At 72.9% G+C, this 17,840-nt stretch carries 16 protein-coding genes and 1 tRNA gene; 16 read left to right on the top strand and 1 reads right to left on the bottom strand.

The genetic code is table 11. The features are described from left to right. The first annotated feature begins 221 nt into the window (after positions 1-221). Complete coding sequence (locus tag H489_RS36595) at positions 222-3,143, top strand: Rne/Rng family ribonuclease (RefSeq protein WP_017885980.1); 2,922 nt, start codon at positions 222-224, stop codon at positions 3,141-3,143. A 1-nt stretch (position 3,144) separates the two neighbouring features. Further along, positions 3,145-4,056: a hypothetical protein gene (locus H489_RS22785; RefSeq protein ID WP_017885979.1), complete on the top strand. Its 912-nt coding sequence runs from the start codon at positions 3,145-3,147 to the stop codon at positions 4,054-4,056. 85 nt (positions 4,057-4,141) lie between these two features. Here H489_RS22785 and H489_RS22780 read toward each other — a convergent pair whose 3' ends face one another. After that, a complete protein-coding gene (locus tag H489_RS22780) occupies positions 4,142-4,414 on the bottom strand; it encodes a DUF4031 domain-containing protein (protein WP_017885978.1) in 273 nt (90 codons plus the stop codon). Positions 4,415-4,593: 179 nt separating this feature from the next. On the opposite strand from H489_RS22780, the gene rplU reads away from it, so the two are divergent. The 14 genes from rplU (at position 4,594) to H489_RS22715 (ending at position 17,828) form a co-directional block, all read left to right on the top strand. Beyond that, the gene (rplU, locus tag H489_RS22775; protein ID WP_027464715.1) at positions 4,594-4,902 is read left to right on the top strand and encodes a 50S ribosomal protein L21; all 309 of its coding nucleotides are present in this window, start codon (positions 4,594-4,596) and stop codon (positions 4,900-4,902) included. Positions 4,903-4,914: 12 nt separating this feature from the next. Next, the gene (gene rpmA, locus H489_RS22770; protein ID WP_017885976.1) at positions 4,915-5,166 is read left to right on the top strand and encodes a 50S ribosomal protein L27; all 252 of its coding nucleotides are present in this window, start codon (positions 4,915-4,917) and stop codon (positions 5,164-5,166) included. Positions 5,167-5,270: 104 nt separating this feature from the next. After that, entirely contained in the window at positions 5,271-6,848 is a 1,578-nt protein-coding gene (obgE, locus tag H489_RS22765) for a GTPase ObgE (RefSeq protein WP_017885975.1), read from the top strand. 7 nt (positions 6,849-6,855) lie between these two features. Next, on the top strand, positions 6,856-7,674 hold the full coding sequence (proB, locus tag H489_RS22760; RefSeq protein ID WP_017885974.1) for a glutamate 5-kinase: 819 nt from the start codon (positions 6,856-6,858) through the stop codon (positions 7,672-7,674). A gap of 797 nt (positions 7,675-8,471) precedes the next feature. Further along, complete coding sequence (locus H489_RS22755) at positions 8,472-9,737, top strand: glutamate-5-semialdehyde dehydrogenase (protein WP_017885972.1); 1,266 nt, start codon at positions 8,472-8,474, stop codon at positions 9,735-9,737. A gap of 40 nt (positions 9,738-9,777) precedes the next feature. Further along, positions 9,778-9,978: a hypothetical protein gene (locus H489_RS22750; RefSeq protein WP_017885971.1), complete on the top strand. Its 201-nt coding sequence runs from the start codon at positions 9,778-9,780 to the stop codon at positions 9,976-9,978. Between the two features lie 11 nt (positions 9,979-9,989). Beyond that, positions 9,990-10,589 (top strand): nicotinate-nucleotide adenylyltransferase, encoded by a 600-nt coding sequence (nadD, locus tag H489_RS22745; protein ID WP_017885970.1) that lies wholly within the window; start codon positions 9,990-9,992, stop codon positions 10,587-10,589. Then, positions 10,586-12,103, top strand: a complete 1,518-nt coding sequence (locus tag H489_RS22740; protein ID WP_020381104.1) for a hypothetical protein — start codon at positions 10,586-10,588, stop codon at positions 12,101-12,103. Before nadD ends, H489_RS22740 begins: the two co-directional genes overlap by 4 nt. A gap of 132 nt (positions 12,104-12,235) precedes the next feature. Beyond that, positions 12,236-12,610, top strand: coding sequence for a ribosome silencing factor (gene rsfS, locus H489_RS22735; RefSeq protein WP_017885969.1), 375 nt, complete (start codon positions 12,236-12,238; stop codon positions 12,608-12,610). 108 nt (positions 12,611-12,718) lie between these two features. Continuing rightward, positions 12,719-12,791, top strand: a tRNA-Ala gene (locus tag H489_RS22730). Positions 12,792-12,873: 82 nt separating this feature from the next. Beyond that, positions 12,874-13,797, top strand: a complete 924-nt coding sequence (locus tag H489_RS22725) for an aldose 1-epimerase family protein (RefSeq protein WP_017885968.1) — start codon at positions 12,874-12,876, stop codon at positions 13,795-13,797. Next, the gene (locus H489_RS22720) at positions 13,776-15,293 is read left to right on the top strand and encodes an anthranilate synthase component I family protein (protein ID WP_017885967.1); all 1,518 of its coding nucleotides are present in this window, start codon (positions 13,776-13,778) and stop codon (positions 15,291-15,293) included. The genes H489_RS22725 and H489_RS22720 overlap by 22 nt, the downstream gene beginning before the upstream one ends. A 73-nt stretch (positions 15,294-15,366) precedes the next feature. After that, entirely contained in the window at positions 15,367-16,203 is an 837-nt protein-coding gene (locus H489_RS0118315; protein ID WP_235045651.1) for a hypothetical protein, read from the top strand. Continuing rightward, positions 16,200-17,828 carry a DNA polymerase Y family protein gene (locus H489_RS22715; protein ID WP_017885965.1) on the top strand — a complete coding sequence of 543 codons (1,629 nt, stop codon included), beginning with the start codon at positions 16,200-16,202 and terminating at the stop codon, positions 17,826-17,828. Before H489_RS0118315 ends, H489_RS22715 begins: the two co-directional genes overlap by 4 nt. Positions 17,829-17,840 lie beyond the last annotated feature (12 nt).

Here is a 17,840-nt window from a genome sequence, read left to right as displayed (position 1 = left end):
ACGATCAGGTGCGGTGAGAGCGCACTGTGGTCGGGCAGCGTCACTCCGACGACGAGCCGACCCGGGCCGGGTGCCCGGACCGGAACGGGCGCGGACGCAACGAGAAGTTGACGCGGACCGGTCACGAGACAGCGAGCGCGGGGGCGTCGACGCCGCCCGCCACGACACAGAATTCCCGCCACCCGAAAGGGTGCGAGTGGGGCCGAGGAGTGCACCAGTCCATGGTGGAGCAGAACAACGACAACACGACCAACGACGAGAACGCGCCGAAGCGCCGGAGCCGCCTGTTCGGCGGTCGCCGCGCCCGGTCGTCCGGCCAGGAGGCCCGTGGGAGCGCCGAGCAGGCACCCCACGCCGACGAGACCCTCGCGCTGACGGGCGGCGCTGACGCCCGTCCCGCGGCCAGCGTCGCGTCGCCCGGTTCGCCGGACTCTCCCGATTCGCCGTCGGAGCCGACCGACACCGGGGCGGTCTCCGTCGCGGTCGAGGCCGTCGCCGACAGCGGTGCCGAGCCGCACGACGTGAGCACGCTGACCGGTGACCTGCCGGTCGTGACGGGCGACCAGTCGGGCACCGTGACCGACGGGGCGGACGCGGACCGCGCCTCCCGTCCGACCGAGGCCGCGCCCACGGCCGAGGCGAGCGACGACGCGGCACCAGCCGACGAGCCGGTCGTGCCGAAGGCCACGAGCACGCTCAGCCTGATCTTCCACGCCCCGGTGCTGCCGGACCTGCCGCAGCGCGCGCCCCGGTTCGAGCGCGACCGCGATCGTGACCGCGACCGCGACGAGGACGACCGCTACGACCGCGAAGACCGCTTCGACCGCGATCGCGACCGTGACGACCGCGACGACCAGGGCGGTTCCCGCCGTCGCTCGCGTCGCCGTGGCTCGAGCGCCGACCGCGAGGCCCGCGAGCCGCGCGACCACCAGGAGCCGCGCCGTCGTGAGCCGGAGCTCATCACCGAGCCGCAGCGCATCAAGGGTTCGACCCGTCTCGAGGCGAAGAAGCAGCGTCGTCGCGACGGTCGCGACGCCGGACGCCGCCGCCAGGTGGTCAGCGAGGACGAGTTCCTCGCCCGCCGCGAGAGCGTCGACCGCCAGATGATCGTCCGCTCCAGCTCGTCGACGATCGAGATCGGCGTGCTCGAGGACGGCATCCTCGCCGAGCACTACATCACCAAGTCCGAGAACGTGTCGCTCATCGGCAACGTCTACCTCGGCAAGGTGCAGAACGTCCTGCCCTCGATGGAGGCCGCGTTCGTCGACATCGGCCGCGGCCGGAACGCCGTGCTCTACGCCGGCGAGGTCGACTGGAACTCGGTCGACACCAGCCACGGTCGCCGCATCGAGGCAGCCCTCAAGCCGGGCGACAAGGTCCTGGTGCAGGTCACGAAGGACCCGGTCGGCCACAAGGGCGCCCGTCTGACCAGCCAGGTCTCGCTGCCCGGTCGCTACCTGGTCTACGTGCCGAACGGCTCGATGAACGGGATCTCGCGCAAGCTGCCGGACACCGAACGTGCCCGCCTGAAGAAGATCCTGAAGGAGGTCCTGCCGGAGCACGCGGGCGTCATCGTGCGCACCGCTGCCGAGGGAGCGACCGAGGAGCAGCTCACCCGCGACGTGCAGCGCCTGACCAGCCAGTGGGAGGCCATCCAGAAGAAGGTCGCCGGTGGCCAGGCCCCGGTGATGCTGCACTCGGAGCCCGACCTGCTCATCAAGATCGTCCGCGACGTCTTCAACGAGGACTTCACGAAGCTGATCATCGACGGCGAGGCCGCCGGTGGCACCATCGACGAGTACCTGACGGCCGTCGCCCCGGACCTGAAGGACCGCGTCGTCCGCTACGACGGCCCCGACTCCTTCGAGGAGTTCCGCCTCAACGAGCAGATCGACAAGGCGCTCGACCGCAAGGTCTGGCTGCCCTCCGGTGGTTCGCTCGTCATCGACCGCACCGAGGCCATGACGGTCGTCGACGTCAACACCGGCAAGTTCGTCGGCTCCGGCGGCAACCTCGAAGAGACGGTCACGAAGAACAACCTCGAGGCCGCCGAGGAGATCGTCCGGCAGCTGCGCCTGCGTGACATCGGCGGCATCATCGTCGTCGACTTCATCGACATGGTGCTCGAGGAGAACCGCGACCTCGTGCTCCGCCGTCTGGTCGAGTGCCTGAGCCGCGACCGCACGAAGCACCAGGTCGCCGAGATCACCTCGCTCGGCCTGGTACAGATGACCCGCAAGAAGATCGGTGTCGGTCTGCGCGAGTCGCTCGACGAGGTCAACGCCAAGATCAACGACAACAACGCCGACCCGGGTCCGAGCAAGGGCCGTCGCAAGGGTCGTGGCGGGAACGGCAACGAGAACGGCCGCTCCGGCAACGGCGGCAACGGCACCGGGAACTCCGGTTCGTCGGGGTCCTCGTCGAACGGTGGGTCGAGCCAGGCGCACCAGATCACCGACGACGTGAAGAACGCGTTGTCCCGGATCGCCGCCTCGACCCTGTCGCACGACGAGCAGGAGGCCGCGGCTGCCGCGACCGAAGCCGAGGCGCCGTCCTCGGCGGACGCATCGACCAGCACGGACAGTGCGGGCGGCGAGCAGCCCACCGGTTCGAAGCGCCGTCGTCGGGGCCGTGGTGGGCGCGGGGGAGACCAGCAGACCGCTGCCGCCCCGGAGGCCCCGGAGGCCCCGGAGGCCCCCGAGGCACCGGAGGCACCCGCCGCCGAGCCCGTCGTCGAACCCGAGGCGCGCGCGCCGAAGGCCAGTGCGACGAAGGGCAGCGCCCCGAAGGCCGCCGCGTCGAACGTCACCGAGCCCGAGGTCGCGAGCGCACCGAAGGCGAAGGCCCCGGCCCGTCGTCGCGTGAGCTCGAGTGCCACGGTGACCCCGACCGACAACTCGGTGGCGATCCTGGACATCCCGATCGCCGCAGCGCCCAAGCGCGAGCCCCGCGCGGTCGCCCCGGACGCCGAGTCCCTGCTCGACTCGGTGCTCCAGGCGCTCCCTGAGCCGAAGCAGCCCGGACAGGGGCGCTCGCGTTCCCGCCGGGTCTCGTCGCCGAGCATCAGCGCTCCGGCCACGCCGACGGAGGAGCCGGCCGACGACGCCGACGGCTCCGACGGCGCTGTGATCCTGGGGAGCTGACGTGACGAACCCGGGCGACCCGCAGCAGCAGCGTGGGTACTACGGTGCGGGCTGGTCCCAGCCCGCACCGCCCGGCCCGGGTGGTCAGCAGCCGGGTGGGCAGCAGCCGCGTGGTCCGGTGCCGCAGTACGGTCGCCAGCCCGGTGCCGGTGCGCCGTACGCCCCGCCGCGACCGCCCCGTGCCCCTGCCGACCCGCGGCGGGCCTTCGCGCCCGGTGCCTCGGTGACGAACACGGCCGGGGCGCTCATCGCGGTCGTCGCCCTGGTGCTCGTCGAGTTCGTGTCCGGGCTCTTCGGTCTGCTCGGCACCTCGCTCGTGGTCAGCCCGTTCCAGCACTACGGCGCGGGGACGAGCCTGCTCGGCAGCTTCACGACCAGTGTGTTCGTGGCGCCGTTCCCGTACTACGCCGGGGCGTTCCTGGCCCTGGCCTTCCTGACGCCGATCGACCGCCGCAGCCCGCTGCCGAGGCTCCTGCTCCGCGTCGTGCTCGCCGGCGCCGCGGGCACGGTGGCCCTGATGCTGGTCGGCGTCTTCACCGGGTCCTTCGGCGCGGCGACCGCCGGCGGCTCCAAGCTCGTCATCGACGTGCTCACGCGTCCGCTGCAGAACGGGCTGCCGTTCACCGTGATGCTCCTGGCGACCGCCACGGCCGCCTGGCTCTGGCTCGGTCGCCCGCGCCGCGGCCCTGGCTCGTCGACGACCCCGGGCAGGCCGGGCACCGTCCGACCCGCCGACGCGGTCCCACCGTCGACGATCCAGCAGCAGCCACAGCAGCAGCCGCCCGCACCCTACGGGCAGGGACGCGTCCAGCCCGACCCGCACGGCCAGTACGGCGGGCAGTACGGCGCCGGACCGCGCTCCGACCAGCAGCAGCCCCCGGCGAACCCCTGGGGCGGCCCAGCGCCCCGCTGAGCCCGCTCGCGGGCCCTGTGAGCCGGCTGCGCACCGTGCGAGGTGCGGGGCCGGGCAGACCCGCACCGCGCCTCCTGGCGGGCGCTCAGAGGCCGCGCTTGTCCCGCTGCGCCACGCGCAGCCCACTGCGGATCAACCGCAGCACGAGCTCGCGACCGGTGACGGCCGAGGCGCCGGCGGCCACCAGTTCGTCGTACCGCGAGAGCGGGACGTCGTAGTGGTCGTGGTCGAACGCGCGGGGCGGCACGCCGGCCCGCGCAGCGAACGCGTGGAGTTCCGCGTAGGATTCATCACTGACGAGGTGCGACCACAGTGTGTCGTGGGCGGGCCACGTCGGTGGGTCGATCAACACGGTCACCGTGCAATCGTACGGGTGTCGCCGTTTGACCGGACCCAGGGTGATCGAGTATTCTCGGTCCCTGGTGTCAGCGGGCCGTTCTGCCTGCGTCGCCGATCGGGCCCGGCCTTCCGGGAGCCGCTCGTGCAGAAGTGGGCACCCGAGACTTCCCTCAAGCAGAGTTACGTAAGGATTTCCACGTGGTTTACGCAGTAGTGCGCGCCGGCGGCCGTCAGGAGAAGGTCGAGGTCGGCACCATCCTGACCATCGACCGTGCCAAGGCGGACGACAAGGGCAACATCGACCTCGCCCCCGTGCTCCTCGTGGACGGTGACAAGATCACGTCGGCGGCTTCCGAGCTCGCGAACGTGACCGTCACCGCCGAGGTGCTCGACGACCTCCGTGGTCCCAAGGTCATCATCCAGAAGTTCAAGAACAAGACCGGGTACAAGAAGCGCCAGGGTTTCCGCGCTGAGCTGACCCGCGTCAAGATCACCAAGATCGCGTAAGGGAGTCAACTCATGGCACACAAGAAGGGTGCGAGTTCCACTCGCAACGGTCGTGACTCGAACGCACAGCGCCTCGGCGTGAAGCGCTTCGGTGGCGAGGTCGTCAACGCCGGCGAGATCATCGTCCGCCAGCGCGGCACCCACTTCCACCCCGGCGCCAACGTCGGCCGTGGTGGCGACGACACGCTGTTCGCCCTCTCGTCCGGTTCGGTCGAGTTCGGCACCAAGGGTGGCCGCAAGGTCATCAACATCGTCAACGCGTAGTCGTTCGAACGACTGCAGCTGGAGGGGCGGGCCGAGTGCCCGCCCCTCCTTCGCTTTTCCCGCCGACGATCCCGTCGGCACAACGAAACACCTGGAGTGGACCCATGGCGACCTTCGTCGACCGCGTGACCCTGCACCTCAGCGCGGGGCACGGCGGCAACGGCTGCGTGTCGGTCCGCCGTGAGAAGTTCAAGCCCCTGGCCGGGCCCGACGGCGGCAACGGCGGTGACGGCGGCGACATCGTGCTCGTGGCCGACCCGCAGGTGACGACGCTGCTCGGCTACCACCGTTCCCCGCACCGCTCGTCGAAGAACGGCCAGCCCGGCATGGGCGACCACCGCAGCGGTGTCAGCGGCGAGGTCCTCGAGCTCCCGATGCCCGTCGGCACCGTGGTGTACGACGAATCCGGCGAAGTGATCGCCGACCTCACCGAGCCCGGCATGCGCGTCGTCGTGGCCCCCGGTGGGCAGGGTGGCCTCGGCAACGCGGCGCTCTCCACCACCAAGCGCAAGGCCCCCGGCTTCGCGCTGCTCGGCACCGAGGGCTGGGCGGGGGACATCAGCCTCGAGCTGAAGACCATCGCCGACGTCGCCCTCGTCGGGTTCCCGAGCGCCGGCAAGTCCTCGCTGATCGCGGCGGTCTCGGCCGCCAAGCCGAAGATCGCGGACTACCCGTTCACCACCCTCACCCCGAACCTGGGCGTCGTCGAATCCGGCGACACCCGCTTCACCGTCGCCGACGTCCCCGGTCTGATCGAGGGCGCGTCCGAGGGCAAGGGCCTCGGCCTGGAGTTCCTGCGGCACGTCGAGCGGTGCGAGGCGCTGCTCCACGTCATCGACTGCGCCACGCTCGACCCGGGCCGCGACCCGATCAGCGACCTCGACGTCATCCTCGGCGAACTCGAGCGCTACCCGGTCCCCGAGGGCCAGGTGCCGCTGCTCGAGCGCCCGCAGCTCATCGCCCTGAACAAGATCGACGTGCCCGAGGCGCAGGAACTCGCAGAGTTCGTCACCGCCGAGCTCGAGGGCCGCGGCTACCGCGTCTTCCCGATCTCCACGGCGTCCCGCAAGGGCCTCCGCGAGCTGACGTTCGCCCTGGCGGACGTGGTCGAGCAGGCCCGCGCCGCCCGTGCGGCCGAGCCGGTGCCGGAGCGCATCGTCCTGCGCCCCCGCTCGGTCAACGAGAAGCCCTTCACCGTGCGCGCCGAGGGCGGCGAGGAGCACCGCTTCTACCGCGTCCGCGGCGCCAAGCCGGAGCGCTGGGTCCAGCAGACCGACTTCACCAACGAAGAGGCGATCGGCTACCTGGCCGACCGGCTCGCGAAGCTCGGCGTCGAGGACGGTCTGTTCAAGGCCGGAGCCGTCGCCGGGTCGACGGTCGTCATCGGTGGCGACGGCGGCATGGTGTTCGACTGGGAGCCCACGCTCACGTCGACCGCGGAGCTCATCACGAGTGCCCGTGGCACCGACGCCCGCATCGGTGCGACCTCGCGTCCGACCCGCAACGAGCGGCGCGAGGAGTACTTCGAGCGGATGGACGCCAAGGCCGCCGCCCGTGCCGAGCTCGAGCAGGAGCGCGTCTCCGGGCTCTGGGTGGACGACGACGTCGTGACCAGTGACCAGCTCGGCACCGGCGACCAGTTCGACGGCGACCAGGTCGAGACCAGCGACCAGAAGGACTGACCGCGGCATGACCGACACGACCGCCCGCACCGACCTCGGACCCGTCACCCGGCGCGAGGACATCCCGCGTGCGCGGCGGATCGTGGTCAAGGTCGGCTCGTCGTCGGTCAGCGGTGACGCCGCCGGGCAGATCGGCCCGCTGGTGGACGCCCTGGCGGCGGCCTACGGGCGGGGCACCGAGGTGGTGCTCGTGTCGTCCGGCGCGATCGCGACCGGGTTCCCGTTCCTCGGGCTCCAGGGGCGGCCGGACGACCTGGCCACGCAGCAGGCGGCGGCGGCCACCGGGCAGAACGTCCTGATGTTCCGGTACCAGAAGGAACTCGACCGGCACGGTGTCGTCGCGGCGCAGATCCTGCTCACGGCGGGCGACCTGCAGAACCCCACGCACCGGGTGAACGCCCAGCGCGCCATCGACCGGTTGCTCGCGCTGCGAGTGCTGCCGATCGTGAACGAGAACGACACCGTCGCCACCCACGAGATCCGCTTCGGCGACAACGACCGGCTCGCGGCCCTGGTGGCTCGGCTGCTCGGTGCCGATGCCCTGGTGCTGCTCTCCGACGTCGAGGCGCTCTACACGGCACCCCCGGAGCAGCCCGGTGCGACCCGCATCGACGAGGTGCCGTTCGGCGACGAGCTGGCCGGGGTCACCTTCGGGTCGATCGGCACGGCCGGCGTCGGTACCGGGGGAGCGGGGACCAAGGTCGCCGCTGCGCGGCTCGCGGCCGAGGCGGGCACCGCGGTGCTCGTGACCGACACGGCGCTGGTATACCGCGCCCTGGCGGGCGAACACGTCGGCACCTGGTTCCACGCCGCGCCGCGCCGCTGAGGGCGGGCCGGGCCGGGCGACTGGCAGCGACTGGTCACGGCTCCCCGTTGTGACGGCGCCGACTGGTCGGGGACCGTCGGCGCGGGCGTCGCGGAGCGACGGTCTGCGACCGCTCGGCGGGCGTGACGCGACGTGTTGTGACCGGCGGGTCCAGGCAGTCGACGGGGTGGACGCGACCGCCTGGAGGGCCGGTGCGGGTGTCGGGACCGGTGGCGGTCCTCCGGGCGGTCACGACTCCCCGTCGGGTCACCGGCGCGTGGTCGGGAGCCGTCGTTGCGGTCACCGCTGGGCGACGGTCTGTGACCACTCGGAGGGCGGGGGACGACGTGTCGTGACCGGTCGGCGGGGTGGACGCGACCGCCTGGAGGGCCGGTGCGGGTGTCGGGACCGGTGGCGGTCCTCCAGGCGGTCACGGCTCCCCGTCGGGACGGCGCCGACTGGTCGGGGACCGTCGGCGCGGGCGTCGCGGAGCGACGGTCTGCGACCGCTCGGCGGGCGGGGGACGACGTGTCGTGACCGGCGGGTCCAGGCAGTCGACGGGGTGGACGCGACCGCCTGGAGGGCCGGTGCGGGTGTCGGGACCGGTGGCGGGCCTCCGGGCGGTCACGACTCCCCGTCGGGTCACCGGCGTGTGGTCGGGAACCGTCGTTGCGGTCGCCGCTGGGCGACGGTCTGCGACCGCTCGGCGAACGGGGGACGACGTGTCGTGACCGACCGGAACGGCGGACCGGGCCTGGAGGCGCGGTGAGCGTCCGGCAGGCCCGTCACGACCCCGGTGGCGGACCTACAATCGGTCCATGTCGTCGATCGCGCCCGCCCCGACCCTGACCGACAAGCTCGTGGCGGCACGCGCCGCCTCGTCGGCGCTCGCGACCGCCACGACCGCGGTCAAGGACGCGGCCCTCGCGGCGATCGCCTCGGCGGTGCGTGCAGCGACGGACGAGATCGTCCGCGCCAACCACGACGACCTCGTCGCGGGTGAGGACGGCGGCCTGTCGTCGGGACTGCTCGACCGGCTGCGGCTCGACCCGGTCCGGATCGAGGCCCTGGCTGCCGCGGTCGAGCACGTCGCCGGGCTCACCGACCCCGTGGGGGAGCACGTGCGCGGGTCGCAGCTGCCGAACGGGCTCCAGCTCACCCAGGTGCGTGTGCCGTTCGGTGTCGTCGGGGCCATCTACGAGGCACGCCCGAACGTCACCGTCGACATCGCTTCGCTCGCACTCAAGTCGGGCAACGCCGTCGTGCTCCGCGGTGGATCGGCGGCCCAGCACACGAACGCCGTGCTCGTCGCCCGGATCCAGGACGCGGTCGAGTCGGTCGGACTGCCCCGCGACCTGGTGCAGACCATCGACGAGTTCGGCCGCGCCGGCGCCACCGAGCTCATGCGTGCCCGCGGGCTGGTCGACGTGCTGATCCCACGGGGGAGCGCCGCGCTCATCCAGACCGTCGTCACCGAGTCGCAGGTGCCCGTCATCGAGACCGGGGCAGGCGTCGTGCACGTGTTCCTCGACGCGTCCGCGCCGGAGCAGCGTGCGGTCGACATCGTGCTGAACAGCAAGGTGCAGCGACCGAGCGTGTGCAACGCCCTCGAGACCCTGCTGGTGCACGAGGCGGCGGCCGAGCGACTCCTGCCGGTGCTGGCGGACCGGCTGCGGGCATCCGGCGTCACGCTGCGCGGCGACGACGCCACCCGGGCGATCGTGCCCGGGGTGCTCCGAGCCACCGACGCCGACTGGGCGACCGAGTCGATGGACCTCGACCTGTCGATCCGCGTCGTGCCCGACGTCGACGCGGCGATGGCGCACATCGCCCGGTGGTCCACGCACCACACGGAGTCGATCGTCACGAACGACGTCGACACCGCCGAGCGGTTCCTGGCGAGCGTCGACTCGGCGGTGGTGATGGTGAACGCCTCCACTCGGTTCACCGACGGCGGTGCGTTCGGCTTCGGGGCCGAGGTCGGCATCTCGACGCAGAAGCTGCACGCGCGCGGTCCGATGGGGCTGCCGGAGCTCACGAGCACGAAGTGGATCGTGCGCGGCTCCGGGCAGATCCGCGGCTAGACTGAACGGCGTCTTTCCCCGACCGAACGGAGCACGAACGATGACCCTCCTCGCAGAAGCTGCTGAGCACGCCTCCGGGGCGCCCGCGTTCGTGTTCCCCATGGTCGGCGCCCTCTTCTTCATCTTCCTCGGCTTCGTCACCTGGAGCTTCCGCGACGTGGCGTACCGTCACTCCCAGAAGTTCGAGGCCACCCGCCACAACGAGTCGGGTGTCGACGAGTTCGGTCACACCAAGATCTGACCGACCACTCGATGCTCGAGACCACCGGACGGCCACGCATCGGCGTGATGGGTGGCACGTTCGACCCCATCCACCACGGGCACCTGGTCGCGGCGTCCGAGGTGGCGCGGGCGTTCGACCTCGACGAGGTCGTCTTCGTCCCCACCGGGCAGCCGTACATGAAGTCCGACGTCACCGACGCCGAGCACCGGTACCTGATGACCGTCATCGCCACCGCGTCGAACCCGATGTTCACCGTCAGCCGCGCGGACATCGACCGTCCGGGGCCGACGTACACCGTCGACACGCTGCAGGACCTGCACGAACAACGACCGGATGCCCAGCTCGTCTTCATCTCGGGCGCAGACGCCGTTCAGCAGATCGTCGACTGGAAAGACCATGATGGACTCTGGGACCTGGCACACTTCGTCGCCGTGACGCGTCCGGGACACGCCTTGAGCATCACCGGATTGCCCGAGCGGGACGTAAGCTTGCTCGAAGTCCCTGCACTGGCCATATCGTCGACGGATTGCCGTGACCGGGTTCGACGGGGTTCCCCCGTCTGGTACTTGGTTCCCGACGGTGTCGTCCAGTACATCTCCAAGCACCATCTGTATCGGAGCGTTGCATGAGTTCGTCCGACGCGCAGCCGCCCCTGTCGCGGCGCCAGGCGCGCGAGCGGGAGCGTGCCGCCGCGGCCGGTTCGCAGCCCGCGACGCCGCCCCCGACCGTCGCCACGCCCGCGGCCGAGACCCCCGAGTCCCGTCGTCGCCCCGGGTCGCACGTCGCCCCCGCACCAGGCGGCCCTGCCCAGTCGTCCACGCCGGGTTCGGCGCAGGATGCTCCGGGCTCCGCGCCGTCCGTCCCGGTGTCGGCGCCCGCGGCCGGTGTGCCGCCGTTCCCGCCGGCGTCCGCGACCGAGATCGTCCCCGGCAGCGGTGGACTCACCCGTCGGCAGATCCGGCAGCTCCGCGCCGCCGAGCGCCAGGCGGTCCTGCCGGTTCCGCTGCAGAACCCCACGCCGCAGTCCTCCGACCGCACCGTCGAGGACGTCATCGGCTCGGTCGACACGATCGACCCCGCCGCGGCGCAGCAGAGCACTCCGGATGCCGAGGCCGAGCGCGACGAGCAGTCCGTTGCGCCGACGGTCCTCGACCAGGCCGCGGTCGCGCAAGCCACCGAGGCCGACGGGTCCCCGGACGCGATCGAGGCCCTCGACGAGGCCGCTGCGCATGCCGAGGAGCCCCGCCGCCACCGCTCGACATGGTCGCCGCCCGCCGACTCCGACTCGGACGGCACCCACTCGGACCGCACCGAATCGGACGCCACCGACTCGGACGCCACCGACCCGGACGCCACCGCACCCGAGGCGTCGGTCCTCGACGCCCCGGCGGACGACGCGACCGACGATGCCCAGGCCGACGAGACGCCCGCCGACGCTCCGGCCGGGTCGGCCGACACCGCGCCCGGGTCGCGGCCCGCCGTCACGCCCGTCCCGATCCCGACGAACGCCGCAGCAGGGACCCCCGCGGTGTTCCCGCTCTCGCTCGACGCCGAGGACGACGACACGAACGAGGTCCCGCTGCCCGGCGCCGTGACCGAGGCCCCGAAGGCCCCCGCCGCGTTCCAGCGGCCCACCGAGCCGAAGCCGGTGACCACGGCCTTCGCGCCGCCCGCCGGCCACTGGTCGCAGCAGGCGCACGACTCGAACGACTCCGAGGTGCACGACGCCGAGACCGGCACCCGCCGCGTCGCCGTGACGAACACCAACGCGATCATCCTGCCGAACTCGGCCCTGGCCGACCCGACGGGTGCCCTCAACGCGACGGGCGAGGTGATCCTCACCGGATCGATCGACCTGCCGGCGTCGCTGTCGTCGACCGGGTCGCACCGTCCGATCGACGGGGCCGAGGTCGACCGCCTGCTCGAGCAGCAGGACGAGCAGCCCGAGACCGACGCCAGTCCGGTGCGTGCGAGCCGTGCGGTGTCCAGTCACACCTCGACCCGTCAGGTCGTGCTCGCCGCCGCCAAGCCGAAGGAGTCGCGAACGCCGCTCATCCTCGGTGTCGCGCTCGGCTCGGTCGGCATCGCCGCAGCGGCGGTCATCGTCGTCGCCCTCGTCACCACCCATGCGTTCGGCGGCTGACCGCTGCCGTCCCCGACGACCGTTCTCCACCACCCCGCCGACCCCGGCCTGGCCGCTGTCGGCGGGGTGGCTTATGATCGTGACCCATCAAGCGAACCGGCTGTCCGTCGGTTCGACGACCGGAAGGAATCCGTGACCGCCTCCACTCGCGCACTGGAACTCGCGCAGGCCGCAGCACTCGCGGCTGACGCCAAGCAGGCCGAGGACCTCGTCGCTCTCGACGTGACCGGGCCGTTGCAGCTCACGGACGTGTTCCTGCTCGCAACCGGTCGGAACGAGCGCAACGTGCAGTCCATCGCCGATGCCGTCGAGGAACGCCTCCTCGAGCTCGGTGCCAAGACGCTCCGCCGCGAAGGGCGTGCCGAGGGCCGCTGGGTCCTCATCGACTTCGGCGACGTCATCGTGCACGTCTTCCACGACGAAGACCGCCAGTACTACTCGCTCGAGCGTCTCTGGGCCGACTGCCCGACCATCCCGCTCGAGCTCCCGGTGGACCACACCGCCTGATCAGCGACGCGCCCGGGTGGCGGCTTCGATTTCGTTGCCCGGCGTTCGCATGGTGTACGCTTCTATGGTGCCTCCGGGGAACCGGTTGGTGCAGAAGCAACACGATCTGGGTCTGTGGCGCAGCTGGTAGCGCACCTGCATGGCATGCAGGGGGTCAGGGGTTCGAGTCCCCTCAGATCCACCCGAAACCCCCGTCGTTCCTCGGAACGGCGGGGGTTTTCTCGTGCGCCGATCGCCACCCGGTGGCCCGATACGCTGAGCGCATGAGCAACGACGCGCCGCTGTCCGGGTCCCCACTGAGGATCGCCTCCGCCGGCTACACGGCCGACATCGCCACGGTCGGAGCGACGCTGCGGACCCTGCGGCACGAGGGTCGTGACCTGGTCGTGCCGTTCGACGCCGACCAGGTCCGTCCGGTCTTCCGCGGCGCCGTCCTGGCTCCGTGGCCGAACCGGATCGTCGACGGCGAGTACTCCTTCGGCGGCGTCGACCACGAGCTGGCCCTCACCGAGCCGGCACGGCACCACGCCCTGCACGGACTCGTCGCGTGGACCGACTTCCGGGTGCAGGAGCAGGCGGACGACCGGGTCGTGCTCGCCACGACCGTGCAGGCGCAGGAAGGCTACCCGTACCGCGTCGAGGTCACCGTGGAGTACCGGCTCGACGCCGAGGGGCTGCACACGACGATCACCGGGACGAACACCGGGGCCCAGGCCGCGCCGTGGGGCACCGGCCCGCACCCGTACCTCGTGGCGGGTGCCGGCACCGTCGACGACTGGACCCTGACGCTCCCCGCCGCCCAGGTGCTCGAGGTGACGCCGGACCGGCTCATCCCGACCGACCTGGTCCCCGTCCACGACGAGTTCGACCTGCGCACGCCCACGCTGATCGGCGACCGGTTCATCGACCACGCCTTCACCGGGTTCGACCGCGACGCCGGCGGACTCGCCACGATCGCCGTCACGGCGGCGGACGGTCACGGGGTCCGTGCGACCTTCGGGCCGGAGTGCGGATGGGCCCAGGTGCACACCGCCGACCACGTCGTGCCCGAGTACCACCGCGCGGGTCTCGCCGTCGAGCCGATGACCTGCGCGCCCGACGCCTTCAACGACGGCGAGGACCGCGGCCTCGTGGTGCTCGCCCCCGGTGCCTCGCACACCGCCGCATGGACGATCGCCGCGGTCTGACCGACCCCGACCCCGGCGTCCGCGTCGAGGTCCGCCGACTCGACCCCGTCCCCGACCTGGCGGCCCTGGCGGCGCGGGTCTCGGGGGACCTGGTGTGGCTCGACTCCGGGCTGCCGGACGGTGCCCCCGCCACGGCCCGGCCCCGGGCGCGCTGGTCCGTGCTGGCCTGGACGGACGGGCCGTTCGCCGCTCGGTTCCGACACCAGGGCCGCCGTGCGCACCTGACGGTCGCCGCGCCCGCCGAGGGGTGGTTCGGGCGGGTTCGTTCCGAGGGCCGTCCGGCCTTCGCGGTGCTCGCGGACCTGCTCCGACGCACGCCCCGTCTGCCCGAGCCGGTCGACGGGTGCGGGTTCGCGCTCGGGTGGGTCGGGTTCCTCGGGTACGAGCTCGGCCGCGAGTCCGACGGCCCGGACCGCACCGCCGACGGGCACGCCGACGCGGACCTGCGGTTCGTCGACCGTGCCCTCGTCGTCGACCACACCGGTGACGCGTGGGCGCTGGCGCTCGTCGCCGACGCCGAACCGGAGGCCAGTGCGCACAACCGTGCGTGGCTCGAGGACGCGACCGCCCGCATGCCGTCGGCCGATGTCGGCGACGCGGCCACGGGCCTCCCGGCCGGGGTGTCCGCGGCGACCGGACGCGTGTCGCGCGCCGCCTACGAGCAGGCGGTCGACGTGTGCCGTGCGGAGATCCGCGAGGGGAACGCGTTCCAGGTCTGCCTCACCACCGCCTTCGCGGTCGGCCAGGAGGCCCGTGGCGGCCCCGGTACGGACCCGCACCTGGACGAGTACCTGCGGATGCGGGCGTCGGACCCCGTGCCGTTCGGCGCGTACCTGCGGCTCGGCCCGCTGCGCGTGGCGAGCCGGTCGCCGGAACGGTTCCTGCGGATCGACGCGGCCGGAGCGGTGCTCGCGGAGCCGATCAAGGGCACCCGACGGCGACTCGCCGACGCGGCGGCGGACGCGGCTGCGCGGGACGACCTGGCGACGAGCCCGAAGGACCGCGCCGAGAACGTGATGATCGTCGACCTGCTGCGGAACGACCTGCTGCGGACGGCGGTGCCCGGGTCGGTGCACGTCGAGCGGTTGTGCGAGGTCGAGACGTACGCCAGCGTGCACCAGCTGGTGTCGACGATCGGGGCGGTGCTGCCGCCGGGGGCGTCACGGGCCGACGTGGTGCACGCGGCGTTCCCACCGGGGTCGATGACGGGTGCGCCGAAGCGCAGCGCCACGGCGATCGCGGACCGGCTCGAGGGGGCGCCGCGCGGGGTGTACTCCGGCGCGATCGGGTACTTCTCGGCCAGTGGGGCGGTCGATCTGTCGGTGGCGATCCGTAGCCTCGTGACCGTGCTCGACGCGTCGGGGGCGGTGCGTTCCCGGACGCTGGGAGCCGGGGGAGCGGTGACGTGGTCCTCGGTGGCAGCGGACGAGGCGGACGAGGTCGAGACGAAGACGCGGTCGGTGCTCGGTGCAGTGGGGGCGGCCGTCGGCTGGTGACCTGCCGCGTTTCGAACACGTGTTCGACACGGACTGTCCACAGATGTCGGACGCGATTGACATCATCGAACACATGTTCGAATATGAGGGCATGCAGACGGCGGCGGCACTCCGGTCGCCCACCCCGGACCGGGGCGGGCGGAGCGGTGCTGCACGCGGCGGCGGTGCGGCCGGTGGCGGTGTGCGTCGCGGGTCCGATCACCTGGGCGACGCGCGGGCCGCGCTCGACCGCATCACGTCCCTGCGGTCCCGGGTGGCCGACATGGAGTCCACCCGGGTCGACACCGCCGGGCTCCCCACCGCCCCGGCGCTCGAACCCCTGCTGCCCGGCGGCGCGATCCGGGTCGGTGGCACCTACGCCGTCCCCGAGTCGGTGCTGCTCGCGATCACGATGCTGCAGGCGGCCTCGGCGGCCGGCGCGTGGTGCGCGGTCGTCGGGGTGCCGTCCTTCGGGATCGAAGCCGCCGCAGCCGCGGGGATCGACCTGGAGCGGCTCGTGCTCGTCCCCGATCCGGGCGACCAGTGGCTCGCCGTGACGGCGGCGATGGCCGACATCGCGCAGATCGTCCTCACCCGACCGCTCGGCCGGGTCGTGCCGGGCGACGTGGCACGGCTCTCGGCCCGACTGCGACAGCGTGGTGGGGCGCTCGTCGCGCTCGGGTCCTGGCCCGGAGCGGACGTCACGCTGCGGGTCACGTCGTCGACGTGGAGCGGCATCGGACAGGGCCACGGCCACCTGACGGAGCGCCGGGCCACCGTGACCGCGACCGGGCGTGCCGGTGCGGTGCGTCCGGCGACCGCAGAGCTCCTCCTGCCCGCGGCCGACGGCGCGGTCCGGGCCGCGACGCCCGTGCCGACGGTGGGCTCCGGGGACACCCGTGTGCTGCGGCCCGTGGCGGTGGCGTCGTGATCGCCCCGGGGCGCGTCCGGACCGACGCGATCACCCGTGGGGCAGCACTGCCCGAACCACCCCCGACCCGGACCATCGTGCTCTGGTGCCCGGACTGGCCGGTCATCGCGGCTGCTCGGGCCGGTGGGACCCCGCCGGAGCAGCCCCTCGCCCTGACCGCGAAGGGGCTCGTGTTCGCGAGTTCGGCGTCCGCGCGAGAACAGGGCGTCGTGCGGGGACTCCGCGTGCGGGAGGCGCAGGCGCGGTGCCCCGAGCTCCTCGTGCAGCCCTACGACGACGCCCTCGACCACCGCGCGTTCGAGCCCGTCATCCGTGCGGTCGAGGCAGCGGTCCCCGGGGTGGAGGTGCTGCGGCCGGGCACCCTCGCGCTCCGCGCCCGCGGGCCGGCCCGGTACTACGGCGGTGAGCGAGCGGCGGCGGCGACCCTGGCCGGCATCGCGGCCGACCACGGCGCCCCCGCGGTGCGGGCCGGGGTGGCCGACACCCCGTTCGCGGCGGACCAGGCAGCCCGGGCGCGCCCGGTGCGTCCCGGTGAACGCGTGCGGCTCGTGCCCGTCGGGGGATCGGCGGACTTCCTCGCGCACCTGCCGCTCGGCGTGCTCGGCGACCCCGACCTCGCGACGGTGCTCGACCGGCTCGGCATCACCACGCTCGGCGACTTCGCGGCACTCGGCGACGAGCAGGTCCGCGACCGCTTCGGTGTGGCCGGAGCGTTCCTGCACCGGTTGGCCGCGGGCCGAGACCCGCGCGAGATCGCGGCGCGGGAGATCCCACCGGAACTCCGGGTCGAGGCGTCGTTCGAACCCCCGCTGGACCGTGCCGACCAGATCGCGTTCGCGTTCCGACGCTCCGCCGACGACTTCGCCGAGCGACTCCGGGCCGCGGGGCTCGTGGCGACGACCATCCGGGTGGGGATCGTCGACGAGCGTGACATCCTGCTCGAACGGACCTGGGCACACCCGCGCTGGTTCGACGCCGCCGACGTGGTCGACCGGGTGCGGTGGCAGCTCGCCGGCGGGGTGGACCCCAGCGGGCTCGAGGCACCGGTCACCTCGGTCGTGCTCGAGCCGGTCGCCGTCGACGACATGGCGAACCACGAGCGCGGGCTGTGGGGCTCCGGCCCGGACGAGCGCGTGCACCACGGCCTCGCCCGGATCCAGGGCATGGTCGGCCACGACGGTGTGGTGAGTCCGCGCGTCGGCGGTGGCCGCACCCTGTCCGAGCGCGTGGTGCTCGTGCCGTGGGGCGACGCACCCGCGGGTGGTGAGCGCGCCCTGGCGACCGTCCGCGACCGTCCGTGGCCCGGCAAGCTCCCCGGTCCGCCGCCCGCCACCGTGCTCGAGCGCCCCCGACCGGTCGACGTGGTCGCTGCCGGTGGTGCGAGCGTCGACGTCGACGAGCGCGGCGTGCTGTCCGGCGCTCCCGAACGGTTCCGTGCCGAGGGCGACCGGGGCGGCGGCTTCTCTGCCGTGACGGCCTGGGCGGGTCCGTGGCCACTCGTCGTCCGGTGGTGGGAGTCCGGCGGCCGACACCTGCACCGGCTGCAGCTCGTCGACGCCGAGGGGCGTGCCTGGTACCTGGTGCTCGCGGACCACCGCTGGTGGGCGGAGGCGATCGCGACGTGACCCCGACCCCCA

Origin of the sequence: Curtobacterium flaccumfaciens UCD-AKU (genome assembly GCF_000349565.1) — a bacterium.
GTDB classification, from domain to species: domain Bacteria; phylum Actinomycetota; class Actinomycetes; order Actinomycetales; family Microbacteriaceae; genus Curtobacterium; species Curtobacterium poinsettiae.
This window is presented reverse-complemented; position numbering and strand designations above follow the sequence as displayed.

Coding starts and splice junctions, on each gene's coding strand:
- H489_RS36595 (WP_017885980.1), top strand. CDS start 222: ATGGTGGAGCAGAACAACGACAACACGACCAACGACGAGAACGCGCCG.
- rpmA (WP_017885976.1), top strand. CDS start 4,915: ATGGCACACAAGAAGGGTGCGAGTTCCACTCGCAACGGTCGTGACTCG.
- obgE (WP_017885975.1), top strand. CDS start 5,271: ATGGCGACCTTCGTCGACCGCGTGACCCTGCACCTCAGCGCGGGGCAC.
- proB (WP_017885974.1), top strand. CDS start 6,856: ATGACCGACACGACCGCCCGCACCGACCTCGGACCCGTCACCCGGCGC.
- H489_RS22755 (WP_017885972.1), top strand. CDS start 8,472: ATGTCGTCGATCGCGCCCGCCCCGACCCTGACCGACAAGCTCGTGGCG.
- H489_RS22750 (WP_017885971.1), top strand. CDS start 9,778: ATGACCCTCCTCGCAGAAGCTGCTGAGCACGCCTCCGGGGCGCCCGCG.
- nadD (WP_017885970.1), top strand. CDS start 9,990: ATGCTCGAGACCACCGGACGGCCACGCATCGGCGTGATGGGTGGCACG.
- H489_RS22740 (WP_020381104.1), top strand. CDS start 10,586: ATGAGTTCGTCCGACGCGCAGCCGCCCCTGTCGCGGCGCCAGGCGCGC.
- H489_RS22725 (WP_017885968.1), top strand. CDS start 12,874: ATGAGCAACGACGCGCCGCTGTCCGGGTCCCCACTGAGGATCGCCTCC.
- H489_RS22720 (WP_017885967.1), top strand. CDS start 13,776: ATGGACGATCGCCGCGGTCTGACCGACCCCGACCCCGGCGTCCGCGTC.
- H489_RS0118315 (WP_235045651.1), top strand. CDS start 15,367: ATGTTCGAATATGAGGGCATGCAGACGGCGGCGGCACTCCGGTCGCCC.